Source organism: Pseudomonas sp. NY5710, from assembly GCF_013305665.1.
Lineage (GTDB): Bacteria > Pseudomonadota > Gammaproteobacteria > Pseudomonadales > Pseudomonadaceae > Aquipseudomonas > Aquipseudomonas juntendi.
On sequence record NZ_CP045554.1, the window covers coordinates 1,992,827 to 2,017,453 of the forward strand.

Annotated in this window: 29 protein-coding genes, 1 tRNA gene and 1 pseudogene; 10 read left to right on the top strand and 21 right to left on the bottom strand. The window is 57.5% G+C overall.

Annotated elements, in window-relative coordinates; all coding sequences use genetic code 11:
- Nucleotides 1-6: 6 nt before the first annotated feature.
- From GEV39_RS08885 to GEV39_RS08910, 6 genes are all read right to left on the bottom strand, one after another.
- Entirely contained in the window at nucleotides 7-342 is a 336-nt protein-coding gene (locus GEV39_RS08885; protein ID WP_173888364.1) for a TusE/DsrC/DsvC family sulfur relay protein, read from the bottom strand.
- Complete coding sequence (gene tusB / locus GEV39_RS08890; RefSeq protein WP_173888366.1) at nucleotides 339-635, bottom strand: sulfurtransferase complex subunit TusB; 297 nt, start codon at nucleotides 633-635, stop codon at nucleotides 339-341. The genes GEV39_RS08885 and tusB overlap by 4 nt, the downstream gene beginning before the upstream one ends.
- On the bottom strand, nucleotides 635-994 hold the full coding sequence (tusC, locus tag GEV39_RS08895; RefSeq protein ID WP_173888368.1) for a sulfurtransferase complex subunit TusC: 360 nt from the start codon (nucleotides 992-994) through the stop codon (nucleotides 635-637). Before tusC ends, tusB begins: the two co-directional genes overlap by 1 nt.
- 1 nt (nucleotide 995) lies before the next feature.
- Complete coding sequence (gene tusD, locus GEV39_RS08900; protein WP_173888370.1) at nucleotides 996-1,388, bottom strand: sulfurtransferase complex subunit TusD; 393 nt, start codon at nucleotides 1,386-1,388, stop codon at nucleotides 996-998.
- 230 nt (nucleotides 1,389-1,618) lie between these two features.
- Nucleotides 1,619-2,998 (bottom strand): nucleobase:cation symporter-2 family protein, encoded by a 1,380-nt coding sequence (locus GEV39_RS08905; protein ID WP_173888372.1) that lies wholly within the window; start codon nucleotides 2,996-2,998, stop codon nucleotides 1,619-1,621.
- 250 nt (nucleotides 2,999-3,248) lie between these two features.
- A complete protein-coding gene (locus GEV39_RS08910) occupies nucleotides 3,249-3,920 on the bottom strand; it encodes a Bax inhibitor-1/YccA family protein (RefSeq protein WP_003251184.1) in 672 nt (223 codons plus the stop codon).
- Between the two features lie 132 nt (nucleotides 3,921-4,052).
- Between GEV39_RS08910 and GEV39_RS08915 the strand changes: the two genes are divergently transcribed.
- Nucleotides 4,053-4,140 (top strand) — tRNA-Ser (locus tag GEV39_RS08915).
- Nucleotides 4,141-4,263: 123 nt separating this feature from the next.
- Here GEV39_RS08915 and GEV39_RS08920 read toward each other — a convergent pair.
- The 4 genes and pseudogenes from GEV39_RS08920 to GEV39_RS08930 all read right to left on the bottom strand — a co-directional run bounded on the left by GEV39_RS08920 (nucleotide 4,264) and on the right by GEV39_RS08930 (nucleotide 6,854).
- On the bottom strand, nucleotides 4,264-5,331 hold the full coding sequence (locus tag GEV39_RS08920) for a site-specific integrase (protein WP_173888374.1): 1,068 nt from the start codon (nucleotides 5,329-5,331) through the stop codon (nucleotides 4,264-4,266).
- A gap of 4 nt (nucleotides 5,332-5,335) precedes the next feature.
- Nucleotides 5,336-5,449: pseudogene (locus tag GEV39_RS26500) on the bottom strand (DUF4224 domain-containing protein); the annotation flags it as partial.
- Nucleotides 5,450-5,530: 81 nt separating this feature from the next.
- Nucleotides 5,531-5,833 (bottom strand): putative quinol monooxygenase, encoded by a 303-nt coding sequence (locus GEV39_RS08925; protein WP_173888376.1) that lies wholly within the window; start codon nucleotides 5,831-5,833, stop codon nucleotides 5,531-5,533.
- 28 nt (nucleotides 5,834-5,861) lie between these two features.
- Nucleotides 5,862-6,854, bottom strand: coding sequence for a zinc-binding dehydrogenase (locus GEV39_RS08930; protein WP_173888378.1), 993 nt, complete (start codon nucleotides 6,852-6,854; stop codon nucleotides 5,862-5,864).
- Nucleotides 6,855-6,956: 102 nt separating this feature from the next.
- On the opposite strand from GEV39_RS08930, the gene GEV39_RS08935 reads away from it, so the two are divergent.
- The gene (locus GEV39_RS08935) at nucleotides 6,957-7,859 is read left to right on the top strand and encodes a LysR family transcriptional regulator (RefSeq protein ID WP_050492165.1); all 903 of its coding nucleotides are present in this window, start codon (nucleotides 6,957-6,959) and stop codon (nucleotides 7,857-7,859) included.
- Nucleotides 7,860-8,093: 234 nt separating this feature from the next.
- On the opposite strand, the gene GEV39_RS08940 is transcribed toward GEV39_RS08935, so the two are convergent.
- From GEV39_RS08940 to GEV39_RS08955, 4 genes are all read right to left on the bottom strand, one after another.
- Nucleotides 8,094-9,269: an L-dopachrome tautomerase-related protein gene (locus tag GEV39_RS08940; RefSeq protein WP_173888380.1), complete on the bottom strand. Its 1,176-nt coding sequence runs from the start codon at nucleotides 9,267-9,269 to the stop codon at nucleotides 8,094-8,096.
- Nucleotides 9,270-9,438: 169 nt separating this feature from the next.
- On the bottom strand, nucleotides 9,439-9,741 hold the full coding sequence (locus GEV39_RS08945; RefSeq protein WP_108190531.1) for a putative quinol monooxygenase: 303 nt from the start codon (nucleotides 9,739-9,741) through the stop codon (nucleotides 9,439-9,441).
- A 130-nt stretch (nucleotides 9,742-9,871) separates the two neighbouring features.
- On the bottom strand, nucleotides 9,872-10,567 hold the full coding sequence (locus GEV39_RS08950; RefSeq protein WP_108190530.1) for a type 1 glutamine amidotransferase domain-containing protein: 696 nt from the start codon (nucleotides 10,565-10,567) through the stop codon (nucleotides 9,872-9,874).
- Nucleotides 10,568-10,600: 33 nt separating this feature from the next.
- Nucleotides 10,601-11,440, bottom strand: coding sequence for a type 1 glutamine amidotransferase domain-containing protein (locus GEV39_RS08955; protein ID WP_173888382.1), 840 nt, complete (start codon nucleotides 11,438-11,440; stop codon nucleotides 10,601-10,603).
- A 139-nt stretch (nucleotides 11,441-11,579) separates the two neighbouring features.
- Here GEV39_RS08955 and GEV39_RS08960 point away from each other — a divergent pair, with 139 nt between their 5' ends.
- A complete protein-coding gene (locus tag GEV39_RS08960; RefSeq protein ID WP_173888384.1) occupies nucleotides 11,580-12,494 on the top strand; it encodes a LysR family transcriptional regulator in 915 nt (304 codons plus the stop codon).
- A 500-nt stretch (nucleotides 12,495-12,994) separates the two neighbouring features.
- Here the strand turns inward: GEV39_RS08960 and GEV39_RS08965 are convergent, their stop codons facing one another.
- The gene (locus GEV39_RS08965) at nucleotides 12,995-13,885 is read right to left on the bottom strand and encodes a LysR family transcriptional regulator (RefSeq protein ID WP_218581702.1); all 891 of its coding nucleotides are present in this window, start codon (nucleotides 13,883-13,885) and stop codon (nucleotides 12,995-12,997) included.
- Nucleotides 13,886-13,975: 90 nt separating this feature from the next.
- On the opposite strand from GEV39_RS08965, the gene GEV39_RS08970 reads away from it, so the two are divergent.
- From GEV39_RS08970 to GEV39_RS08985, 5 genes are all read left to right on the top strand, one after another.
- Nucleotides 13,976-14,476: a lactoylglutathione lyase family protein gene (locus GEV39_RS08970; protein ID WP_029885012.1), complete on the top strand. Its 501-nt coding sequence runs from the start codon at nucleotides 13,976-13,978 to the stop codon at nucleotides 14,474-14,476.
- Nucleotides 14,473-15,069, top strand: coding sequence for an alcohol dehydrogenase catalytic domain-containing protein (locus tag GEV39_RS26005; RefSeq protein WP_249414332.1), 597 nt, complete (start codon nucleotides 14,473-14,475; stop codon nucleotides 15,067-15,069). The genes GEV39_RS08970 and GEV39_RS26005 overlap by 4 nt, the downstream gene beginning before the upstream one ends.
- A 160-nt stretch (nucleotides 15,070-15,229) precedes the next feature.
- On the top strand, nucleotides 15,230-15,469 hold the full coding sequence (locus GEV39_RS26010) for an MDR/zinc-dependent alcohol dehydrogenase-like family protein (protein ID WP_249414333.1): 240 nt from the start codon (nucleotides 15,230-15,232) through the stop codon (nucleotides 15,467-15,469).
- Nucleotides 15,470-15,577: 108 nt separating this feature from the next.
- Nucleotides 15,578-16,444 carry an ROK family protein gene (locus tag GEV39_RS08980; RefSeq protein ID WP_173888386.1) on the top strand — a complete coding sequence of 289 codons (867 nt, stop codon included), beginning with the start codon at nucleotides 15,578-15,580 and terminating at the stop codon, nucleotides 16,442-16,444.
- 30 nt (nucleotides 16,445-16,474) lie between these two features.
- Complete coding sequence (locus GEV39_RS08985) at nucleotides 16,475-16,780, top strand: hypothetical protein (protein ID WP_249414334.1); 306 nt, start codon at nucleotides 16,475-16,477, stop codon at nucleotides 16,778-16,780.
- Nucleotides 16,781-17,354: 574 nt separating this feature from the next.
- Here the strand turns inward: GEV39_RS08985 and nhaA are convergent.
- From nhaA to GEV39_RS09010, 5 genes are all read right to left on the bottom strand, one after another.
- The gene (gene nhaA, locus GEV39_RS08990; RefSeq protein ID WP_173888388.1) at nucleotides 17,355-18,716 is read right to left on the bottom strand and encodes a Na+/H+ antiporter NhaA; all 1,362 of its coding nucleotides are present in this window, start codon (nucleotides 18,714-18,716) and stop codon (nucleotides 17,355-17,357) included.
- 174 nt (nucleotides 18,717-18,890) lie between these two features.
- The gene (locus GEV39_RS08995; protein ID WP_173888390.1) at nucleotides 18,891-19,532 is read right to left on the bottom strand and encodes a 3-oxoacid CoA-transferase subunit B; all 642 of its coding nucleotides are present in this window, start codon (nucleotides 19,530-19,532) and stop codon (nucleotides 18,891-18,893) included.
- An 8-nt stretch (nucleotides 19,533-19,540) separates the two neighbouring features.
- Nucleotides 19,541-20,236 (bottom strand): 3-oxoacid CoA-transferase subunit A, encoded by a 696-nt coding sequence (locus GEV39_RS09000; protein WP_173888391.1) that lies wholly within the window; start codon nucleotides 20,234-20,236, stop codon nucleotides 19,541-19,543.
- Between the two features lie 262 nt (nucleotides 20,237-20,498).
- The gene (locus GEV39_RS09005; protein ID WP_173888393.1) at nucleotides 20,499-21,716 is read right to left on the bottom strand and encodes an amidohydrolase family protein; all 1,218 of its coding nucleotides are present in this window, start codon (nucleotides 21,714-21,716) and stop codon (nucleotides 20,499-20,501) included.
- A 207-nt stretch (nucleotides 21,717-21,923) separates the two neighbouring features.
- Nucleotides 21,924-22,109, bottom strand: a complete 186-nt coding sequence (locus GEV39_RS09010) for a hypothetical protein (RefSeq protein ID WP_173888395.1) — start codon at nucleotides 22,107-22,109, stop codon at nucleotides 21,924-21,926.
- A gap of 495 nt (nucleotides 22,110-22,604) precedes the next feature.
- Between GEV39_RS09010 and GEV39_RS09015 the strand changes: the two genes are divergently transcribed.
- Nucleotides 22,605-22,958: an SH3 domain-containing protein gene (locus GEV39_RS09015; protein ID WP_173888397.1), complete on the top strand. Its 354-nt coding sequence runs from the start codon at nucleotides 22,605-22,607 to the stop codon at nucleotides 22,956-22,958.
- Nucleotides 22,959-23,370: 412 nt separating this feature from the next.
- Complete coding sequence (locus tag GEV39_RS09020) at nucleotides 23,371-23,565, top strand: hypothetical protein (RefSeq protein WP_054904596.1); 195 nt, start codon at nucleotides 23,371-23,373, stop codon at nucleotides 23,563-23,565.
- Between the two features lie 130 nt (nucleotides 23,566-23,695).
- On the opposite strand, the gene GEV39_RS09025 is transcribed toward GEV39_RS09020, so the two are convergent.
- The gene (locus GEV39_RS09025) at nucleotides 23,696-24,601 is read right to left on the bottom strand and encodes a LysR family transcriptional regulator (protein WP_173888399.1); all 906 of its coding nucleotides are present in this window, start codon (nucleotides 24,599-24,601) and stop codon (nucleotides 23,696-23,698) included.
- Nucleotides 24,602-24,627: the final 26 nt, after the last annotated feature.

Genomic DNA, 24,627 nt, shown 5'->3' on the forward strand with positions numbered 1-24,627 from the left:
GCAGGGTCATATGCAATTGGTCGGCTTGGGCAGGCCCGCCAGCTTGGCGGCAAGTTTGGCGGGGGTGCCATTGAACAGGCGGTTCAGGTGCGGACTATTGCCCTTGTCAGGGCCCAGCTTCAGGGCGGTGTACTTGATCATTGGGCGGGTGGCCGGGGACAGCTGGTACTCCTGGTAGAACTGTCGCAGCAGTTCGAGGATTTCCCAGTGGTCCGCGGTCAGCGCAATGCCCTCGCGCTCGGCAAGGGCCTCGGCGGCTGCATGGGACCAGTCTTGCAGGTCGACCAGGAAGCCGTCCTTGTCCAGGGCGATCGCCTGATCGGCAACGGTGAGGGTATTCATAACCAGCTGTTGACCTTGTCGTAGTGCAGCGACAGTTCGACGAAACTGGCGTAGTCCACGGCCTTGGCCAGTTCGTTGCCAACCGCGCGGGCTTGTAGGTCTTCGTCCAGGGCGAACAGGCGCTGGGCCAGGCTGGCGGCTTGCAACTGGCGGTACGCTTCGCTGCCGCTGCGCAGGGCGTACACCGCATCGCCGCACAGCAGCAGGGCGTCGTTCGCGCCAAGCAGGCGCAGGCAACTGGCCAGGCGCTCGTCGCCGAACGGGGAGTGGGCAATTACGTGCAGGGTCGTCATCAGAGCGTTACCACCTGGTCGAAACGGGCGATCAGTGCGGTCAGTGCCGCGTCATCCAGCACTTGCACGGGCAGTGCCAGGCTGTCGGCGGCCAGGCCACGGCGGGTGAGGCTGTGGTTGCAGGCGAACAGTTCTTCGACGCCGAACATCGGCAACGCCTGCAGGTTGGCGGCCAGGTTCTTATGTTGCACGGCGGCAGGTCGCTGGTTTGGCGCTAGCTGGAACACGCCATCGTCGAGGAACAGCATGCCCAGCGGCAGGTCGAACGCGCCACCGGCCAGGGCGATGTCCAGCGCCTCGCGGGCAGATGGGCCGTTCCACGGCGCCTGGCGGCTGATGATCAACAAGGATTTGGCCATTTCAGTCGCCTCCAAAGCAGACAAGGCGGTCGGCGATTTGCGCGGCCTCATGCAGTTGCCCCAGGCCGGACAACTCCCATGGCTTGGGCAGGTTCACGGCCGGGCGCTGATAGCGGTTGGCCTCGGCCTCGTCGAGCACGCCACGGCGCAAGGCGGCGGCGATGCACACCACGGCGTCCAGCTGGTGGGTCTCGATAAAGGCACGCCACTGCGCGGCCACGTCCACTTCATCCTGGGGCGCGATCACGTTGGCCGAGGCACTGTGTACCCCGTCCTGATAGAAGAAGAGCCGGGCAATCTCATGCCCGCCGGCCAGCACCGCCTCGGCATAGCGCAAGGCGCGCCGCGAGGAGGGCGCATGGGCCGGGGAGAATACCGCGATAGCGAATTTCATGGGTAACTCATGCAAAGGACTACCGCCATGATAAAGCAAAAAAGCCCGCGCCCGCTTGTGCATGCGGGCGCGGGCTTTTGAAGGAGCGGCCTTGTGTCGCGATGGGCTGCAAAGCAGCCCCGGGGCTTCAGCGCAAATGCACAAATTGCTGGGGCTGCTTCGCAGCCCATTCGCGACACAAGGCCGCTCCTACAGGGATTGCGCAAGGCCCTGTCAGAAGGGAACAGGCCTCAAGCCTGTTCCTTGCTCTCCGGCAGGAACCAGTTCAGCACCAGGGCACAGATGCCACCGGTCGCCACGCCCGACTCCAGCACATTGCGCACCGCCGCCGGCATATGCGCCAGGAACTCCGGCACCTGCGCCACACCCAGGCCCAGCGCCAACGACACGGCGATGATCAGCAGCGCACGCCGGTCCAGGCGGGTGCTGGCCAGAATATTGATGCCCGACGCTGCAACCGCGCCAAACATGACCATTGCCGCACCCCCCAGCACCGGTTCTGGCACCGCCTGGATCACCCCGGCAACACTGGGGAACAGCCCCAATATCACCAGCATTACGGCAATCCACATGCCGATATGGCGACTGGCAATGCCTGTGAGCTGAATCACGCCGTTGTTCTGCGCAAAGATCGAGCTCGGGAACGTGTTGAACAGACCGGCCAGCAGCGAGTTGGCGCCGTTGACCAACACACCACCCTTGATGCGCTGCATCCACACTGGGCCATCGACGGGCTGGCGCGATACCTTGCTGGTGGCGGTGACGTCACCAATCGCTTCCAGCGACGTCACCAGGTAGATCACCAGCATCGGAATGAACAGCGCCCAGGAGAAGCTCAGGCCGAAATGCAGCGGCGTCGGCAGCTGGAACAGCGCGGCTTGGTGCATGCCGGTGAAGTCCAGGCGGCCCAGGTAGCCCGCCAGGGCATAGCCGACCGCCAGGGCAATGAGGATGGCACAGCTGCGCATCCATACCAGTGGAATACGGTTGAGGATGACGATGATTGCCAACACCACACCCGACAGTAGCAAGTTCTCGCCATTGGCGAAGGTGCCATTGGCCATGGCGCCGAAGCCACCGCCCATGCTGATCAGGCCGACCTTGATCAGCGTCAGGCCGATCATCAGCACGACAATACCGGTGACCAGCGGGGTGATTAGGCGTTTGACGAAGGGCAGGATGCGCGAAACACCCATTTCGACGAACGAGCCAGCGATGACCACGCCAAAGATGGCGGCCATTACACCTTCGACCGGCGTGCCTTGCTTGACCATCAGCGCACCCCCGGCAATCAGCGGGCCCACGAAGTTGAAGCTGGTGCCCTGCACGATCAGCAACCCGGCGCCAAACGGCCCGAAGCGCTTGCACTGTACGAATGTGGCGATACCGGAGATTACCAGCGACATGGAGACGATCAGGTTGGTATCCCGTGCGGACACCCCCAGCGCCTGGCAGATCAACAGCCCGGGCGTTACGATCGGCACGATGATCGCCAGCAGGTGTTGCAGCGCTGCCAGCAGGCCGATCAGCAGCCGAGGCTTGTCCTCGAGGCCAAGCACCAGCTCATTGGCGGGGGCCGATGCTGCTGGGCTGTGTTCATGTGTGCTCATGGCTGAAAGCTGCCCCTGAAGAAAAAAGGAGCGCATTCTACGGGGTGAAGGCAGATTGCGGTAGAGCAAAGCACGATGCCGACATGATCGGCGACCCTATGCCTAATTACCTGACTTTTCAGTCAAAAACTGCCTGCCGCGAATGTGCACTGCCGCGCCGGTTAACCCATGCTGAAGGCGAACACCGGCATGCCTTTCCCACACCCACAAAAAAGCCCGCCGAAGCGGGCTTTCTCACAACCTACAACAATCAGTCATCACGCCCCATGATGCCAAACAGCTGGAGCAGGCTGACGAACAGGTTGTAGATGGACACATACAGGCTGATGGTGGCCATGATGTAGTTCCGCTCACCACCGTGAATGATCGCGCTGGTCTGGAACAGGATGCACACCGACGAGAACAGCACGAAGCCAGCGCTGATTGCCAGTTGCAGGCCGCTGATCTGGAAGAAGAAGCTGGCCACGACCGCACCCAGCAGCACGAAGAAGCCGGCAGTGATGAAGCCACTGAGGAAGCTCATGTCCTTTCGGGTAATCAGCACATAAGCCGACAGACCACCGAACACCAGGGCAGTCATGGCAAATGCCGAGCTGACAACCTCGGCACCACCGGCCATTCCCAGGTAGCGGTTGAGGATTGGGCCAAGAATGAAGCCCATGAAGCCGGTGAGGGCGAAGGTGGAGACGAGGCCCCAGGCCGAATCACGCAGCTTGTTGGTCAGGAAGAACAGCCCGTAGAAGCCGATCAGCACCACGAACACGTTCGGGTAGCCGACACGCATTTGCTGGGCAACGAAGGCCATGACGCCGCTGAAGGCGAGGGTGAGCGCCAGCAGACTGTACGTGTTGCGCAGGACCTTGCTGATCTCCTGCTGCTCGACCTGCTGGCCGTGATGTACGGCATAATCCTGTTCGCGCATGGCGACACTCCTTGGTAAACCTGTGGTTTCGAACGTTCAGATGCTGGGAGTCTACCAGAGCCATTGCAACCCGCGACACAGAGAGTTTGACAGCTTGTTTCATTACGGTATTATGGCGGCCGCAAACGAGCTGGAAGCGTGGCCGAGTGGTTTAAGGCAACGGTCTTGAAAACCGTCGATGGGCAACTATCCTAGAGTTCGAATCTCTACGCTTCCGCCATATTCAAAGCCCTGATTATTCAGGGCTTTTTGCGTTTCTGAGGGGCGGAAAACTCGACGCTGAAAAGGCCAAGTGTTCCGCAACTTTTCGATGGTGTTCCGCAACTCTTCCGCAAAAAAGGTTTCATTGGGTTGGTTTCACGATCTCTCCGACGCGGCGGTAAAAGGTCTGCGTGATCCGCTTATCGGTATGCCCTAGTAGTCTACTCGCGTGCGCCAGGTCTTCAATTTCGCTCGCTGCTTTGGGCCGGATATCGCGAGACTGGAATTGACGAATGCTATCGGCCAGGACGCTATCAAGGTCTTCCAGCGCTTTGGCGGCGGCCTTGGATCTCGCATTGTAAAAGCGAAGGCGCAGCATCGCTTGCGTCACGTTGCGGCCGTCCTCTGTCACGATTAGGTAGGGGTTGCGAACCCCTCGCGCCTTGCGTTGGCTCAGAAGGCGCTCAACCAGTACCCCCAACTGGCTGGTCTCTGTTTCCGTGCCAAGACGTATCCTCAGCTTTTTCGTCGTTTTGCCTTGGGCGAATTGTAGGAAACCATCAACCACGTCCGAGGCTCGAGTGGCGAGCACGTCCGCTGGGCGTTGCCCGGTCAAATAGCCCAGGTCCATGGTATCGCGCAATTCAGGAGCGGCGTATTCGTAGACAGCATCCCAGATCGCCGGCCCAGCATAGAAGTCCCTAGGAGTCTCCTTGTTCTTGCGGATACCGGTCGCTGGGTTTGGGCGGTCAGTAATGCCCCACTCCCTTGCCATGTTGAGAATGTGAGAGAGAAGGGCGATCTCTCGATACGCCCTAACCTTGCCTGTCCGTCGATCTCGATACTGAGCAAGTATTTGAGGTGCAATCAGCTCCATCGGGGCATCATCGAAGGCTTTGCGCAACTGTTTGAGCTCAGCCAGGTTGTCCTTCTGGGTTCGCGGCTTTTTACCCGGGATGACATCCCTTTCATAGCGATCAAATAGCTGACCCATCAAGCGCGTTATCTTTGGAATGGCCTCCCTGTCGAGCTTCGCCCATTCTACTTTGGCGATGTCCAGGTCGTTACCTAAAGGTATCTCTCGACGCCTGCCATCTTCGTCCCTCCCGTCGTAGTAGTAAGCAACCCAGATGTGTCCGGTTTTGCGTTTTCGCGTACGCCGAATCATTCGCGGCGGAAGATCTCTATTAGCGGTTTGTTTCGGACGCATCTTGTTAACCCACCCGAGACAAATCGAACGTCCACGTCTCTGCGACGGCGCTCATTGTTGTTGGCTTAACGCCAGCCAACTTGAGGCGAGCGTACGCTCGGCCAACGACCGGACGTCTATCGCTTGATTTTTACTGGGGATCCCTTGCGGAGGATTTGGTCATGATCATCCGCAAGGGAGGACTTTCGAGATCTTACTGCTAGAAGGCTTGCTCAAACCTATCGATGGTCGGTTGCTCGGCCAGCATACTCGCAGCTTTGAAAGAAAAATTTTGATAGTGCGGCTGCAGCGTGTGCTCATCCAAAGCTTTCTGACTTTTCCAGATTTCATAAATCATGAAATCGGTAGGTACACCCTCTAATTTATGTAGGATGTACTGAATACATCCCTCTTCTTTTTTAGAGGCCTCGACCAAGCTGCGGAGCTCGGTTAACAGGTCTTCTTCCAGACCTTCTTCCGCTTTCAATCTTGCGATAATCACAATGGGTAAATTGTTAGGCATATGATCTTGCTCCAAGGGGGAAACCGGTTTACCGAGTGATGACGACTTTACCTATAGCCTCTCCGGACTCCAGGCGGGCATGAGCTGCTTTTACACCTTCAGCTGTGAATGGATGTCGTTCGTCGATAAGGGGCTTGACTAAGCCGCGATCCACTAATCTGCTCAGCTTTGTGAGAATCTTGCCGTGATGACTACGGTCAAGATCATGGATGATTGATACAGCCATGAAGACTAAGTCCAGCCGTAGTGCCTTGAAATGCATATCTGTGAGGTCGTAAGTGTCATAGCCGATGATGGATATGACATGGCCCTTGAGCTTGGCAGCCTTCAGCGAGTTTGTGAGCACTGTGCCACCGAGCGTATCGAACACTGTGTCAAAGCCAGAGCCGTTGGTAATACGGCGGGTGTATTCTTCTGGCGATTCTTCTCGGTAAAAGGCGACATCGTCGGCACCCAGGGAGCGGGCAATCTCTGCTTTCTGTACATTCGAGACTGTAGTGGCAACACGGGCTCCCATGAGTTTTGCCAGCTGAATGCCGATGTGGCCGACGCCACCCGTTCCGCCATGAACCAAGACTGCATCATCTGGCTGGATGGAGGCCCGATCAATCAAAGCTTCCCAGGCGGTGATTGCCACGAGCGGAAGACTCGCCGCATCAGCAAAATTCAATGAGGCGGGCTTGAGAGCGATTAATCTTGCGTCTGCTTCAACTTGCTCCGCCAAGGCGCCAGGAATGCCCACGATGCCCCCGACGCATCCATAGACCTCATCCCCCACCTTGAATTGGCTAACGCCTTCACCCACCGAACTGATGATGCCAGAGACGTCCATATGCAGGATGGCGGGAAAGGTGAGACCTGCAGTGCCTTCGCTCCCGCTGCGAATCTTGGTATCAACCGGGTTGACACTGGTGGCCATAACATCAATGACGACGTGGCCTGGGCGTGCTGAAGGGGGAGCTGTTTCGATTTCTTCAAATACATCCGACTGGCCGTGCTGGTTTATCACGATTGCTTGCATCGATTATCGCTCCGCTTGAAAACCCAAAATCTATCAGCAATGCAAATTCGCGAATATGCTATTCTTGTTGCTTCATTCGGTCCTAAAAGTTGTTAATTTTTTATGCTCGACTCCCTTGATGAGCTTCGCTTGTTTCTTGCCGTTTATGAGGAGGGAACCATCCGTGCGGCGGCGCAGCGACTGGGTCTCACAGCGGCGGGCGGGAGCAAGAAATTGCTTGCCCTTGAGGATCGACTAGGGCGAAGGCTTTTTAACAGAACGACTCGGAAATTAAGTCCAACCGCTGATGCCGAAAAGCTCCAACGGTTTGCCAGGCAGATACTGGATGGCGTCATGGAGGCGGAGCGGACTTTTTCTGAAGCACAGGACGTCTCAGGATCTTTACGTATCACAGCTTCTGCCACATTCGCACAGGGCTACCTTGCTCGCGTGCTGAGCAGCTTTCTAGCTGCCTATCCGAAGGTTGTAGTAGATCTTCACCCTACCGACCAGGTCGTCGATGTTGTTGCAAAGGGCTTTGATTTGGCCATCCGTCATGGAGTGTTGGCGGATTCTTCCATGATTGCACAGCGTATAAGCGATTCGCGGCGAGTCATCTGCGCTGCTCCCGTGTATTGGGACAAGGTCGGGGTACCACGGTTGCCCAGAGATCTTACGAATTTGGAGGGTCTCATTGTGGGGAAAGAGGTTAATTGGTCACTGTCCAAAGGTGGTAGTCAACAATCGATCAAGATTAAACGCCGATTCGAATCGAGCCAGGCGGAGGTCGTCAGGCAGATGGCGTTGGATGGCCATGGCATCGCGCTCTTGGCAGACTGGCATGTCAAACCCGATCTTGTATCAGGTAGGTTGGTCGAGGCGTTGCCCGATTGGAATGTGGAACCGAATGTAGGCGTCTATGCTGTGTACCCCTCTAGGGAGAATATGGCCCCACCTGTGCGAGCGTTCATCGAACACTTCAAAGAATGGGCCACGATCCATCCGATCGAGGCCGAGGTAAAATGAATTTGGGGGGCACGAGAGTCAACAACCTCACCCCGGCAGTATCTTCGGATAACTACTGCCTGGTAAAGCCTGCACATGATGCCGTGCTGCAAGAGCTTTACCGAAGCTTGTGCTGTCAAATCCAGTGCCACTCCGCGCGCTGTCCCCCGTTGCTCTTAAAGGCCCTTACGGATCGTCCGAAGTGGTGAGTGCCGTACATGGCCTCACCGTCAACGAATCTCGAAAGTTGGAAGATTAGCGAGTGGGAGCCGGGCCATTCTTTGCAGGAGTACGATAAATAACATAAGGTTTTTGGCGTACGTCAACACCCTCATTGAAACCAGCTTGTCTATGTAACTGGTTGGCAGTGAAGTACAGGTAGCCGTCAGGGCCTATTGACAAAGTATCAGGCCAAAGCACGCGTGGATCTTGTACAACGGTGCTCCAGCGGCCATGGGAATCGAGACGATGGATAGCATTATGCTCATAGTCGCTTGCGTAAATGTTTCCGGCAGCGTCAGCTTCCAAGCCATCCGAGGCACCCTTGTCACCCAAGTCGATTACAGCAGCAGCTAGTCTCTCCTCGGAAACAGCAGGGTCACGTAGGAGCGCTGTAGGCACGCTATACAGACGACGGCTTGTAAGCGGGGAGTAATAGAGCGTAGTGCCATCTGGCGAAAGAGCGATACCGTCAGACGCGATAGTGAAAGGCTTAGTAGTACCGTCAGGATTTCGGAAAAGCATTTGTTTACCCTCAACAATTGCCACGAATTCTGCATCTGCCGAGGTCGAAATATGGCCGACCAATCGTTTTAGCGCCTTTCCGGTGGCAAGGTCGACAACGATAATTCCGCCTTTGCCGCTCGGTGATGAGTCCGTGACATATGCAACACCTTCTCGCCCAACGCGGAAATCGAGTCGTACATCGTTGACATATGTGCTAGCGTCTATGACATTCGACGGGAAGATTACAGTTTTCACCACCTTGTCGGTAGCCAGATCAATAGCAACTAGCTTGGCACCACCGCTAACTGGACGAGAGAACTCAGGAGCAGCTGTATCAAGTACCCAAAGACGCCCCCGCCCATCGGCAACGACACTTTGAACACTCAGGAATCGCTCGGAAGGGTGGGTATTGTCTTGGCGGTTAATCTGAGCATTAGGATAAGGTACCGACTTGCCGTTTCGCCACTCAGCGACTGTGTACGGAACTTCGTCGCCCCAGCGCGGAAAATTAACGAAAATCCGACCAGTTTCGCTGACAGTGACCCCGGTCGGCATTGCGCCGTAGAAAGTCGCCACTGGCTCGATCACGCCTATAGATCGGGCTGCAGGTAATGACGAAGGCTTCCCGGCCTCAGCACTGAATGCCGGATGAGAGATCAGCGCAACAAGAGACAGTGCTACATACATTCTGGATGGCTTATACATAAAAATCCTTGGCTGATAAGTACTACCATGCGATTAATAAATTAGGCTTTGATCACATCAAGAGCCGACAAGGTAGTGAAGAAGATTTATCCTTCAGGACAATATTGACAGACTAACCCTGGGGTAAGCAGTCAGAACAATGGTTTTGTGCATGTGCCGGCTCCCACTCTTACTTTTTATGATTCGCGTTTAACGGATAGAGAACTTTCACCATGGTTGGCTCAAGGAGCCAGTCGGTAGTTTTTTCACGGTAGCCAAGATAGTGCTCCGTCAGCTTGTGAGCCTTAAAAGCAGCTTCGTCCCTGTAGCTTTCAATCAGATAGAAACCGCTATCTGTATCGGAAACGAAGAGATCGTAACTAATATTCCCCGACTCGGTTCGTGTGGCTTTCACCAGTGCTTGCAGAGCTTTCTCCACATTAATTCGGTACTCTGGCTTAGGTTGTAAAGTGGCAAAAACATGAACGGTCATTGCGGTATCCTTTAAAGCGGTTATGTCGACATGTGTGTCTGAGTCAAACTTGACATCACCGTTAAGCCGATAGGCATAGGCTGCCCACCTCAGTGAGTAGCAGCGCTTTAATGAGCTATTCGTCTGACGATCAGGCCTTGATACCAAGCGCCTCTATCAAAATCTCGGCAACCTTCGCTGAGGACTGCGGGTTTTGGCCGGTAATCAACTGGCCATCACGAATGGCGAAGGGTTGCCAGTTATCGCCGCCTTCAAAAACACCGCCCAGTTCCCGCAGTCGAGTCTCCAGCATAAAGGGCACCACGCCTGCCAGACCAACCTCAACCTCTTCGGCATCGGTGAATGAATTGACGCGCTTGCCATGTACCATCGGCAGCCCATCGCTTCGAACCGCAGAAACCAGACCGGCAGCGCCGTGGCATACCGATGCAATGAGCCGGCCATTTTCAAAAGCTGACTCCACCGCGACCTTCACACTTTGATCGGTAGGCAGATCCCACATCGTGCCGTGGCCACCCGGGAAGAAAACGGCGTCGAAATCTTCGCTTCTTAGCTCGCTGACAGGGAATGTCCTTTCGATCTGAGCCAGCAACGAGTCATCAGCCAACATACGTTCAACATCGGGATCGTTCGCCCCTTTAGCTTTAACACTGCCGGCATCGATCGGCGCTTTGCCACCGGCAGTTGAGGCAATTACTACCGACGCACCTGCATCGACTAGCGCGTAGTAGGGCACGGCGAGTTCTTCAGCCCAGAGGCCAGTGGGCTTGTCAGTGTTACCCATACGGCTGCTGGAAGTCACGATCATCAGAATTTTAGGAGCCATGAAGTTTTCCTTTGTTCAGCTATTAATTAGGGGTCAATGTTGGTTCAGTGATTTGATAAACTCGGTTGCTAGAGCATGGTCGGAGAAGGGGTTCTGGCCAGTGATCAACTCACGATCCACTACAACCTTGCGCTGCCATGCATCAGCAAACTGCATCTGGCCACCTGCCTGCGCCATCGCTTTTGCCGGGTAGTAGCGCAGTTTTTCGCCTTTCAGCGAGTCTTCAAAAACCTTCTCTTCGGCATCTGAAAAGATCGTCATACGGTAGCCGCTGTAGGCCCAGTTCCGCGCCTGATCCAGCCGGCTATTGACCAGAGCCTGCTCATAGCTGCCTGGATCATCCTGAGCAGCCAGAAGCGCGATAGGGCCATGGCAGATTGCGGCAGTCGGCTTGCCTTGCGCATGAAAATGCTGCAGCAACTGTCCGACCTTTGGATTGTTCGAGAGATCAATAAGCGGCGCGTGCCCGCCCGGGATGAAAACGCCGTCATAGCGGCCTAGGCCAGATTTCATTACTTCAGCCAGAGACCTGACGTGATCGGGCGCGGTTAGACTCTCAACGACACCCTGTATACGGCGCATTTCGCCAGCCTTGCCGGCGAAGTAAACCGGATTAATAGAACGCGGATCTGCCTTGGGCTGGTTTCCTTTCGGAGTGGCTACCGTTAACTGGTAACCGGCACGTAACAGAGCATCAGCGGGAACGCCGAATTCATTGAGGTAGTAACCCGTCGGCAAAGTCTTGCCGTCCTGAAGGGGCAATTCGGTTTCACTGGAGAGCAGCACCAGTACCTCGCCTTTGGGCGCAGCATGAGAAGTAGCAGAAATAGCAAATGCCAATCCGAGTAGTAGTGATTTGCACAGCGATTTCATGACGATCTATCCGTTCCTGTGGGTAAAAGATAGTTTTTGCTGAAGACCAAAGTGGTCGCTTATGTGAGCCAACTGTATTGATAGAGCTGATGCAGATAAACTGGCTAGAAAGCAATTCATTAATTACACTGGTGAACAAATGAGAGTCTTTGACCCCGTCCAACTGGGCAGCATCGAGCTGTTCTGCAAAGCAGCGGAACTCGGCAGTTTCACCGCCGCCGCCGAAGTGTTGGGGCTGACGCCAGCATCGGTCAGCCGCTCAATCAGCCGACTGGAGGCGAGATTAGGTGTCCGGCTTTTTGCGCGTACAACCCGACACATCCGTCTAACCACTGAGGGCGAGCTTTACCGGCAGCAGTGTCAGCAAGCGCTGGAGCAGATAGCGGAAGCGGAACGAATAATTACTGGAAACCAAAAAGTCCCCAGTGGAGTGCTACGCCTTAGCGTCGGCACCCCCTATGCGCATTACCGGCTGCTTCCTCTGCTGCCTGAATTTCAAGCCATGTATCCCCAGGTCGAGATCGAGTTGAGTATCTCGAATCGCGTGGTGGACTTTGTCGATGAGGGATTTGATCTGGCCATCAGGTTGGGCATTCCGCAAGACTCCAGGCTCATTGCGCACACCCTTGAAGATGCCACTTTGGGGGTTTTTGCCGCCCCCTCCTACTTAAAAGCGCGCGGAACACCGTCGACGCTGGCCGATCTGAATGACCATGACTGTCTACAGTTCGTGCTTCCAAGCACTGGACGGGCTATGCCCTGGATTTTCAGGGACGTGGCCGGCAAAGATATCGACTTTACCTTCCGAAGCCAGAAGCGGGTTCATGACGACGTGCTTGGCTGTGTCAACTGGGCGATTGCAGGCGGGGGACTATTTCAGATTTATCATTTCATCGCCCAAGCAGCCGTCAACCGGGGCGAACTTGTTGAGGTTTTGCACAGTGCTGGCGGACGTACTCGCCGGTTCTCCATCCTTTATCCCCAGAACCGGCACCTCTCAGCTCGGGTGCGCGCATTTGTAGACTTCATCGTGCGAGCTGTACGCCACCCCTAGCTGGTGTGTCAAATACTGGATATCTAGCATAGTCATAGGGGTTCGCGACTGCATGCTTCAATCATGAATGACCGTATCCATCGTTGTCCTTCATCTCGCTCCGTTCTTCCATGCCAAACCATTGCTTTCGTGAACCCAGGAATATCGACTGGTGGCTCTCTCACGACAAGTGCTTCATCCGCCGGAGTCAGCCGCTCTGGTGCTACAGCGATCAGATCACAGGTGCTTAGCAACTCTGGGAGTATGAGGAAGCTGGAGACAGAGACGGAGACTCTTCGCCGTCGATTAATCTTTGACAGCGCTTCATCAGTCACCGCGTGGCTTATTGAAAACTTGGAAGGTGGCCGAGTTCGGATACTCACCCAAGAGACCCAGATCGGAAAGCCTGCACAGGAGCTTGCACAGGCCCAGCCGAACCCTCTGATCAACGGCCATCAGAATTGGTTAAATGGACTGGTCGATGCTGCAAAGGGCCTGAGCTTTTAACCGAATCTTAAAACTCAAATGCGGCAGTTGATTACATTCAGGTGTTGTTGCATCTGATCAACGACTCGCCTGGCTCTGGACGACAGAGGCCACTCTGATCTGTAGATGAGCCAGAGCGTGTCCACAACGGGGTTCCCACACTCCACCACCTGCAAAGTATCTTGTTTGTGGAAGGCGCGCCTGGCGAACCTCGGCAGCACAGTAAAGCCCAAACCTCTTGAAACCGGCTCCAAGATGAGGCCTACCTGATTACTGAAGCCTCGTTTCTGGATTGCTTGAATACCCGGTGCTTCTGGATACCTTCGGCTGAGTAGGCGCGTTGCCATAGCGGCCCCGTCGGGGTGATCGATGAAGCCAAGTTCGGAGAGCGTTTCGAACCCCACGTAGGGTTTAGCGGTTGGCAGTATCAACTCCAATGGCTCCTCGGCAAACCTCTGTGCTTCGATCCTCTCGTTGTCTGGCTTGTAAGTCACAATTCCCATTTCGAAACGATTGCTCAGTACTGCTTCGAGCACCTCCGCGTCAGGGGCGAACCTGTGGCGAATGATCAGTCCAGGATGGGCTTGTTGATAGTCCAGCAGGAGCGGATACAGTGCCAATCCTATACTGCCGGGGGACACTAAGCTGATATCACCTACGTCTTGTTCTTCTGCGCTCAGGCGGGCATCGAGTGCACGGCCAGCGCGCTCCATTTCTCTGAAGTAGTCCAACAAGGCATTCCCCGCAGGGGTCAGCTCAACGTGCCGGTGGTGACGGATGAATAGACTACCGTACTGCTGTTCCAAGTGTCGTATGTGCTGACTCACGGCAGCCTGGGTCAGATTCAGATGCTCGGCAGTGCGGGTGAAATTCCCAAGATCGGCAAGCACTGCGAAGGATCGGAGCCACTGCGGGTTAACCATCATGAAGTCTTATCGTAACCATAACGTGATCGTTGTTTTCATTATACGTCGCGGGGGATAGGGTAGGACCAACTGTTTTGGAGGCTAGCCGATATGTCCGTTTATCCACGCAATTTCTCTCACATTGGCCTGTCGGTCACCGATCTGGACGGCGCCGTCAAATTCTATACAGAGGTACTGGGGTGGTACCTGATCATGCCGCCGACCACCATCACTGAAGACCAAACCGCAATTGGCGTAATGTGCACGGATGTTTTTGGTGAGGGGTGGGGCTCGTTCCGCATCGCCCACCTGTCCACGGGTGATCGTATCGGCGTCGAGATATTTGAGTTCCCCAACGCCGAGCGTCCGGAGAATAACTTTGAATACTGGAAAACGGGGGTTTTCCACTTCTGCGTACAAGATCCGGATGTCGAAGGCCTAGCCGCCAAGATCGTCGCTGCGGGCGGTAAGCAGCGGATGCCGGTGCGTGAATACTTTCCAGGTGAGAAGCCGTACCGCATGGTTTACATGGAGGATCCGTTCGGCAACATCCTTGAAATCTACAGCCACAGCTACGAGCTCACCTACTCGGCGGGAGCTTATCAATCATGATTCTGGCAACAACACACCGCGCTTTTACCTGGCATGGCAGCGCTGACCCAGCAGAGCTGAGACTCAATGAGATCCCTCTTCCTAGGCCGGAAGCGGGCGATGTGCTCATTCGTAACGTCGTGATCGGCCTCAATCCTGTGGATTGGAAAGTCTTGGGTGGGCGTCTGGTCAGTTGGCAGCCAGGTCACGTACCAGGTGTAGATGGTGCGGGTGTTGTGGTTGCTGTCGGTGAGAATGTCTCAGCTTCTTGGATTGGCCAACGTGTTGCTTACCACCAAAGCCTTAGTCGTCATGGTAGTTTTGCGGAATATACCTCTGTGAAAGCCAGAGCAGTTCTTCGGGTTCCGGCAAGCGTGAGTTGGGAACAAGCAGCCAGTCTCCCGTGCCCAGCACTCACCGCGTGGTTGGCTCTAAAAGCTACCACAGTCATGTCAGACGCTGCTGGTGAGTGGGGCTGGTGGATCTGTTGCAAATCATCTGATTCAGATAGCTGTGCGGCGAGGGTTCAAGGTCAGCTCGCTGAGCCACCCGCGGCATGCGCAACGGCTGACCGATCTGGGGGTGTTCGACTGCATGGAGGGCCCTCTCGTTGAGGCATGGGATGGGCCCATGGTGTTCGACGCTGTAATAGACACGGTGAACGCTCAACATGCTGCGCGACTCGTGCCCGCGCTTAGGGCCAACCGTCACTTGGTATGCGTTCAAGACCGGCTCCAGGCGTCTCCAGTACCACCTTTCACTCGGACGATTTCGATGCACGAGGTGGCACTGGGTGCGTTGCATACGTTCGGTGACGATCGTGCCTGGCAAGACCTCGTAGATGCAGGCGAGAGTATCCTCACCTCAGTGGGGAGGGGCGAGTGGGAGCCTGAGAGTTTTAATGTCGCCTCGTTCGAGCGTCTTCCAGATCATCTTGAAGGCCTGCAGCATCGAGCCTTTAGCGGTAAAGGCTTGATCCGCATCACGAGCGATGAGTTGGGCAACTTGCCGTGACGTGTGCAATGTCTCAAGCTTTCCCCAGTGCTCATGACTGAATGATGAACCGTCCAACTCGAGTGCTGAGTATTTCCACCCCGTCGTTTGCTAACCAAAGGTATCGCAATGCACAGTGCCCCCGAAGGAAATGAGATCATCATTGGCGCCGACTTGGGCGGTACTAAGCTGCTGCTATTATGCGGAGCTCATTCAAGACGTTTTGAAACGGGGCCCGGCTACACACCCGAAGACTTTGCTACCCAACTCTACGCCTTCATCGAAGATGTGGGTCTAAGCCCGGTTCGTATTGGAATCGCGGTGCCTGGTCTGGTCGCTCGCGACGGCGAGATCGTTAGCTGCGATGTCCTACCCTGTCTGACAGGCTGGCGTCCAGAAACCTCCCTCAAAGCACTTGGGTGCCAAATAACAGTTATCAATGATGTCGAGGCGGCACTGCAGGAAGAAATGCAGGATGTTGGTAATGATTTTACTGGTGGCGTGATTATGGCGGGCACTGCGATCGGTGCTGCATTCATGACTCACGGACGGGAATTACGTGGTGTTAATGGCTGGGCTGGGGAGCTTGGGTATTTACCGTTACACGTTGATGGTTCAGTCAAGAGGCTGGATGAGATAGCCGGTGGCGGCGCTATGGCCAACTTGCTTGGCATCAGTGGAGAAGCCCTCGCTCGATTGGCGAATGATGATGACCCTATCGCCACGGCAACAGTGAGGGCCGGTGGTGAGGCGTTGGGTCTAGGGATGGCCAGTATCATAAATTTGCTCAACCCCTCGCGTCTGGCAGTGGGTGGTGGCAGTTTGAAACTGAAAGGCTACTGGGAAGCTGCTTTGCTTGCAGCCGAGACTCACGCTATTCCATCACTATGGAACGCTTGCATTGTCAAACGAGTGAAGTCGGAAGATTTTGTAGCGGCGCTAGGATCTATACGAGCAGCTCAGCGGGATGCAGCTCAATCAGGTGCGAGATTTTGAATAGCCAAAATGCATCAATGTAGAACAGCAATGCTCACGTCGTCGGAGGTCATAGCACTGGGCCGTGGCGCACACAAGGATCTGAAGTCGTGGTCGTTGTTCGTGGCGCTGACGGAGTTTGTCTGGCAGAACACAACCCTGGTCTCGAATGCAGCCAGGTGGGTGTCTATTTGGTTTGAGATGGAGATCGTCAACGCACTCGCGTTGGCTGAGTGGGAGGAACAGGGTTCTCCTTTGGATTGGCACGAGCGGTGGTGCGAAGGTTACCAGGCGGATGCTCAGGCCTTATTGTCTGAACTCACCTGCCTGATCGTCACGCAGGCACCAACTCAATAGTTCATCGTGGCGATTAGGTAAGCGACCGGCCATAGGGTTACCGCTTTCAGAGCAGAATCTGAGCAAGATGCTTATGCCTGAAGCTCACCGCACAAACAGACATTGCTGGTGCCCTAAGTGAAGAGAACGGCCTTGGGAATGGCTGAGGCGGAGAGTCCCTCTTGAAGCAAACTCTTCAGGCGATACGGGCCCATCAGCAAGCCGTTGATGACGCCCGGCGAGTCGACGAGATGGAACGTCTTGAGCAGGTATTTCTTAGCCAGCAGTCGGCATGGCTACAGTCGTACACTCGACAAAGGCACTGAACTGTTACTGCGGGGCATGAGTGCCATTGACACGTGGGAGCCTCATTAACAAGAAAATGAGGGCTAGTAAGCCACTTCGTTTGGGCCTGATTGGGATTATGGAGCGAGAAAAAGGCAATCAGCCCCCCAGATCCTCCTTTGTACCACAGGCCATAGAGGCCAGGAGGCGCTCAAGCGGCGCGGCTGCTTCTGTCGATTGCAAAGGGCCGCCGGGCCTGTTCTGGCCGGGGCATTTCAGCTCCGGCCAGAACAGGCCTGTGCAGGCTTTGCTAGGTTGACGAACCCAGGTTGCCTGCAGGGGCTGCACGGCGCACGCTACATACGCCCCAGGTCAGCCCCAACACCGCCGCGATCACCGAGGCCGATAGCACACCAAGTTTGGCTGCCCCCAGTGAGCCGGGGTCGACGAACGCCAGGTTGGCGATGAAGATCGACATGGTGAAACCGATACCGGCCAACAGGCCTACCAGCGTGATGCTGCGCCAGTTCACCCCGGCGGGAAGCGCGCACCAGCCCAGGCGTACCATCAACCAGCTGACGCTGATGATGCCCAAGGGCTTGCCTGCGACCAAGGCGACTACCACGGCGATCATGACCCATTGTGGGCCCGCCGCAGACAGATCGACCCCAGCCAGGCTGACCCCGGCATTGGCCAGGGCGAATACTGGCATGATGCCGTAGGCTACCCAAGGGTGCAGCGTGCCTTGCATCCGCACCACCGGCGGCAGCAGTTCGCGCTGTGCCAGGCGCAGGCGTTTCAACGGGTCGATGAGTTCGCTGGCATCGCGCTCAGGCGCCTTGGCGCGGCCCATCAACTCGCCCGTGAAGCGGCTTATGGCGTCCAGAGGGCGCTCACGCATCGGCATGGCGGCTACCGGGGTCATCAGCCCGAGCACTACGCCGGCGAGGGTCGGGTGGGCGCCGGTCAACAGGATGCCCAGCCAAACGATCGCACCGGGAACGATATAGGCGTATGCCGACCCCACACCGATCTTCTGCAGCGCGATTACCATCAGCAGGCCGATTGCCGCGACGCCGAAACCGCTGTAGTCGAGGCCGCCTGAGTAAAAGACTGCGATGATCAGCACAGCGATAATGTCATCGATGATCGCCAGGGCAAGCAGAAACACGCGTACGTTGGACGGAATCGACTTGCCCAGCAGGGCCAGTACGCCTACCGCAAAAGCGATATCGGTGGCCGTTGGCACTGCCCAACCCTGATGGTCGGCTGGCGAATGAACGATACCGAGGTAGAGAAGTGCCGGTGCGGCTACGCCGCCGATTGCAGCGGCCATGGGCAGCATGGCCTGGCGCAGGCTGGCCAGTGCACCCTCGTGGATTTCGCGGCGGATCTCCATGCCCACCACCAGGAAAAAGATGGTCATCAGCCCATCATTGACCCAGAAATGCAGGGACTGCGAGTACACATACGAGCCCACGCCGAACGTTATCGGGGCGTGCCACAGGGCTTCATAACTGTGTGCGGCAGGGGAATTTGCCCAGATCAGGGCGGCGACAGCGGCAACCAACAGGACGATGCCACTGACTGCTTCAATATGCAAAAAGCGTTGAAGGCTGGCCAAGGCGCGCTCGGCCACTTTCTGGGCGCGAGGCAAATCTGTTTTAGGCATAGGCGCAAGTACTCCCGCATGGCGGCCCGACCTGCGCTGTTCTTTAACCTGCCTCACTGCACCATGCAGCAGACACCCGGGCGCTAGTGTACCGAATAACCGCGTTCAGATGAACCCGAATGCGGTTATCGATCATTTGCCGAGGGCCTGCCTTTAGCGGGCGCCTGCGCTCGATCACTGGATCAGTGGCACGCCACTGAGTTTTTGCAGTTCTTCAAAGTCGATGTCTGCGCATATTTCGATTACTTTCAACCCATCAGCCGTGACTTCCAGCACTGCCAGGTCGGTGTAGATACGGCTGACGCAGCCAATACCGGTCAGTGGGTAGGTGCATTCAGGCACCAGCTTGCTTTCGCCTGTCTTGGTCAGGTGGTCCATCATCACGAACACCTGGCGCGCGCCGGTGGCCAGGTCCATCGCGCCGCCTACCGCCGGGATCGAACCCTCGGCACCGGTGTGCCAGTTGGCCAGATCGCCTTTGACCGAGACCTGGAAGGCACCCAATACCGCGATGTCCAGGTGGCCACCGCGCATCATCGAGAACGAGTCGGCATGGTGGAAGAAAGCGCCACCGGTTAACAGGGTCACATGTTGCTTGCCGGCGTTGATCAGGTCATCGTCTTCTTCGCCCGGGGCCGGGCTAGGGCCCATGCCCAGCAGGCCGTTTTCGCTGTGCAGGAATACTTCCTTGTCACCCAGGTAATTGGCCACCAGGGTCGGTGCGCCGATGCCCAGGTTTACGTAGGCACCTTCCTGAATGTCTGCGGCCACGCGTTGGGCCATCTCGGTGCGGGAGAGCTTTTTGGTGATGGTCATGGCAGGCCTCAGACAGCGGTGGCAAGCGAAGCAGCGCGGGTGCCGGTAACGGCGACGACGCGCTGGACGAAGATACCCGGGGTGATGATGTGTTCTGGGTCCAGTTCACCCAGTTCGACAACCTGGTCGACCTGGGCGATGGCCGTCTTGGCGGCCATGGCCATGATCGGGCCGAAGTTGCGCGCCGCCTTGCGGTAGACCAGGTTGCCCCAACGGTCGCCTTTGTGCGCCTTGATCAGTGCAAAATCGGCGTGCAGCGGCATTTCCAGCACGTACATGCGGCCGTCGATCTCACGGGTTTCCTTGCCTTCGGCCAGCAACGTGCCGTAGCCGGTCGGCGAGAAGAACGCACCAATGCCCGAGCCCGCTGCGCGGATACGCTCGGCCAGGTTGCCCTGGGGCACCACCTCCAGTTCGATCTTGCCGGCGCGGTACAGTTCGTCGAACACGTACGAGTCGGACTGACGCGGGAACGAGCAGATCACCTTGCGCACGCAGCCGGCCATCAGCAAGGCTGCCAGGCCGATCTCGCCGTTACCGGCGTTGTTGCTGATGATGGTGAGGTCGCGGGCGCCGGTGGCGATCAGGCCATCGATCAGCTCGGACGGCATGCCGGCAGTGCCGAAGCCACCGACCATGATGGTCGATCCGTCGGTGATCCCTTCCACCGCGCTGGCGATGGACTCGTACGTTTTATTGATCAAGGCGAGCTCCTGGTTGTTCCTGGAGTTGGAGTTGTCGGGCTGGCCGGCGCCTGTAAAGCGGTGGGCCTGTCAGCATGTGCAATTGCTTGCTGACTTTGGCCATAGCGTGCCGCAAGATAGGGCAACAGTAGAGGGGGTTTGGCGGAATTCGTGCGATTATCGAACTGTTGTGCGATCTGCGAGCATTCTTAGAGCGTTACTGGCAAATCATGAAGCCCCACCCGGGCGGTAAGCTTAAGTGAGCGGGGCGGCAGGGCTGTTGTCAGCGCCGTAGTTCGGCAGCGAACTGGCCAGCCTGCAGGTGCAACTGTGCAGGCCCGCCCCAGAACGCGCCGTGGCGGACGATCACCCGTTCATGAATGGCCGCTGCCACCGCCGCCGCCGCATTGGGCGCCCTCAACAACACGAAGCTGGCCTCGTTACCCAGCTGCAGGCCGTAATCCTGCTTGCCCATGACCGCGGCACTGGCCTCGGTCGCCATCTGCAGCGCCACCCGCAGCTCTTCGTCGGTGTTGAACCCCGAGCGGTAACCGACCAGCATCGCCCGCTGCAGCATGTCGCCATTGCCATACGGCCACCAGGCATCCTGGATGTTGTCGTTGCCGGTGAACACCTGCACACCCCCGGCGCGCAAGCGTAGCACCGGCGGAAAGGCACGGTCGCCCGGGGCATTGGTCATGATCGAGATACCTGCGCCCGCCAAAGCTTCGGCGGTGTGGTCGACTACCGCGTCGGTGACGTCGCCCAGGCCGTAGGCGTGGCTGACCGCAACCAGGCCTTGCATGCCCAGGGCCTGGGTGCGCGCGGCAATGCGCTGAAGTTGGGCGATGCAGATATCGCCGGGTTCATGCAGGTGGATATCGACTTTAACGCCGTGCCGCTCAGCGATGCCGAATACGATATCCAGCTGGGCGTCAGCGTCGCCGTCCAAGGTGGTGGGGTCGATGCCGCCTACCACCTGCGCACCTTCGCCGATAGCGGCTTCCATGACCTGGGCGGTGCCCGGGCAGGTGACCACCCCGGCCTGGGGGAAGGCCACCAGCTCGATGTCGAGCAGGTGTTTCCAGTTATCCCGGGCTTCGAGCATGGCGTGCAGGTGACTCAGGCCGGTGGTGGCGTCCACGTCCACATGGCAACGCATGGCCAGGGTGCCGTACGCAGCAGCCTGACGCATCAGCGCGTTGGCGCGCTCGATGATGGGCGGTGCGCTCGCCAGCTCACGTTTTTCCACGGCCAGGCGCTCGCGCAGGCTGGCGACAGGTTGGTGCGGGCGCCAGCGATCACCCACGAAGCTCTTGTCCAGGTGAATGTGGCCATCAACGAAACCCGGCAATACCAGCAACCCTTCCAGGTCGATGGTCTCGAGGGCTGGGGTGCCGGCGCGCTGCGGGCCAATGTGGCTGATGCGGCCGTTACTGACGGCAATGTGCAGGGGCAGGCCATCGGCATCGATGGCGTTGATGAACTCACGGTCGTTCATGGAACTGGCCTTCTCTACTGGGGCTTGGTGGCTTGCCACGGTAAGGCGGATGAGCGCTTGCCTCCAATTAATTATCAGGATCAAGGCCAGTGGAATTGTGGATGCGGCACAGCGTCAGCCGGCCGCAGGGGATCGTTGTGCGGCCCCCCAGGCGGCGGTTTTCAGCCCGGTAGGCTTCACCGGCCTGGGGGCACCGCGTGGGTATTCTTACTGCAAGGTCGCTGGTTTGAGCTCGCTTGGCAACTGCTGCAACGCCGCCTCCAGTTGCGCGACAGACTGGGCAAGTTGATCAGCCTCCTCGTGCTTGCCCGCACTTTTCAGGCGGTCCCGCTCGATGCGCAGTTTGAGCAGGGTTTTCTGCAATTTCAGGGCTGAAGCGTTGAAAGGGTCCATGGGCTTCTCACACTGTGGGCTTCCATGCCGTTGTAGGAAACTTGGACCGTAACAGCTCGAATTCCCCCTAGAAACTGATGTTTCATACAGGAAAATCTGGTGATCGCGGTATTTCCCACATCGAGCGGTAAAGTTTCCTACAAGATGCATTTCTGAATATGTCGCCACATGCCGCCTGGCATCCCATATCCGCTGGGTTGGGGCGGTTCTCCATCGGCAGGCCTTCTGCGCAGGGCTTGATCAGCTTTGGAAATGTTATGTAGCACTTACCTCGCACAACCTGCAGGTGCCGTGCCCCCAGCGACCTGCTCGGGACCTATCCAGAGCCGGTGCAACTTCTGCAAAACAGGGGTTGTCATAACGCTCTGCATGCCGCAGGCAACACTGCGGCGTTGGTGTGTATCATTGCCGTTGTCGCCCCATTCATGCGCCGATAACGGGCGGTATCTGCCGCCTGAGCCTGGCGCGAAGGTTTTACCGGCCAAGGAGAGGCCCATGCACTACGTTGTGATCGAATCCCACCGCAGCGAGTACCTGCGGCCAATCCGCTTCGCAAAAGGCACTTTGCTGGAGATTGGCCCACGCTATGAAGGCGAGCCTGGCTGGCAGGACTGGTATTTGTGCAGTTGCACCGGCCAGGAGCCCGGCTGGGTGCCCGCGCAGCTCATTGAACGGCTCAGCGTTTGCCAGGGGCGGGCGCTGGATCATTACTGTGCGCACGAGCTGGACGCCGACCCGGGGCAACTGGTGCAGATGGTGCGGCCGCTCAATGGATGGCTCTGGTGCCGTCGCCATGGCAATGGCGAGCTGGGCTGGTTACCGGCAGAGAAGCTTCAGCAATTGGGCTGAGGGGCGCCACAACGCTGCCATGTGTTGTGCGCTGCATCTGATACGCTTTTTTTGCGCCAACCTGGATCTGTAACCGTATCAGCCCTTGCCCGACAATACGCCCATTCCCGCTTCATAACTGTCGAGGTTCCAATGGGCAAGCTGGCGCTGTTCCTGGGAGGGTTTCTGCTACTCACTATTCTGATCGGTCTGCTTGGCACCATTCCGCCAAGCTGAGGGTGATCGGTCTTTTTTCCGCGCGGCCCGTCTACTTCAAGCTCGGGCCCAATCTCCTGGCAAATGGCCGCTATCTCTACCGTCAGCATCGCTGGACCGGCGGTCGCTGCACCTCATTTTCAAGCACTAATACCTCGTGTAGTCTCCCGCCGCCGCTCATTCGGGTCGGCCTTTTCAGCTGGGAGTCGACACATTAATGGAATGCAAGAAAGGCGCCTGCGCCGCCCTGGAGTGGCGTAGCCGTTTCCTCGCCGAGGGCACGTTGGATGAGCACGGTTATGAGCAGGCGCTGCGTAATGCGCAAGCGCTGGAGCAGGCTGGGGATATCAGCACGTCAGAGTGGATCGAGCTGGTAAAGCTGGCCAATGCGGCATTGCTGGGTGTGGGATAAGTCATTCTTTGCGTTGGGAAATCTGTCCACAAAAAACGTGGGTAGGTCTGTGGATAAAGTGCTGAAAGCCATGCCGGCGGCGGGCTCTGTTAAATTGAGCAGAATTTGAACAGCCTTTTCGAGGGCCGGTTCATGGCGCCAGGCCGGCCTGGCGCAGGGCTGTCAGCAAGTCGCGTACCCGGGCGGGCAGCTCGCCCGCCGGGTATACGGCGTGCATTTGCGGGTCCTGGCCAGTGCTGGAGGTGAGGCGGTATGGCGCGCATACACGCACCAGGCGCCCAGCCTTGACCTGCGCTTCGCCTACCCAGGCTGCCAGGCGCGCGATACCGGCGCCCGCCAAGGCGCCGTGGTACACCGCAGTGCCCGAGGCGAGGCGCAACCGTGGCCTGGGGCGCACGCTGGTGATCTGGCCATCGCGGCAAAAGTGCCAGGCTTTGAGGATGCGCGGTGCGGTATGCAGGATCAGCGAGTGGCCTTCCAGCTGTTCGGGATGCGCCGGCGTACCGGCCAAGGCCAGGTACGCCGGGCTCGCATACAAGTGCCGCTGGTAGGGCCAAAGCGGGTAGCCGATCAGTTCGCTGGACTGCGGAAAGGCGCCGCGTACTACGAAATCCATCTTGCCCAGCAGGGGGTCGAGCGCTTCGTCGCTGTACTGCACGTCCAATGTGACTTGGGGGTTGCAACGGGAAAAATCTGCGAGCACCTGGGGCAACAGGTGTTCGCCCAGCAGTTGCGGCACGGCAAAGCGGATCCAGCCTTGTGCGCTCCCGCTGAGCGCAGCCAGTTCGTCGGCTGCATCGCGTTGCACATCCAGCAAGCGCTCGGCATGCGGCAGCAAGCGTTCGCCCGCTGCGGTCAGGGTGACCGCATTGGCGTTGCGGTTCAGCAACTTGCTCCCGGCGTTGTCTTCCAGGGTTTGTACCGCACGTGTCACCGCGCTGGGCGAACGCCCGAGTGCCCGAGCCGCGGCAACAAAACTGCGCTTGTGCGCGACGCTCACGAACGCTTGAATTTCCCGCAGCATGTCCAATGCCATGCGCTGCTCCTTGTTGCAGTTTTCGC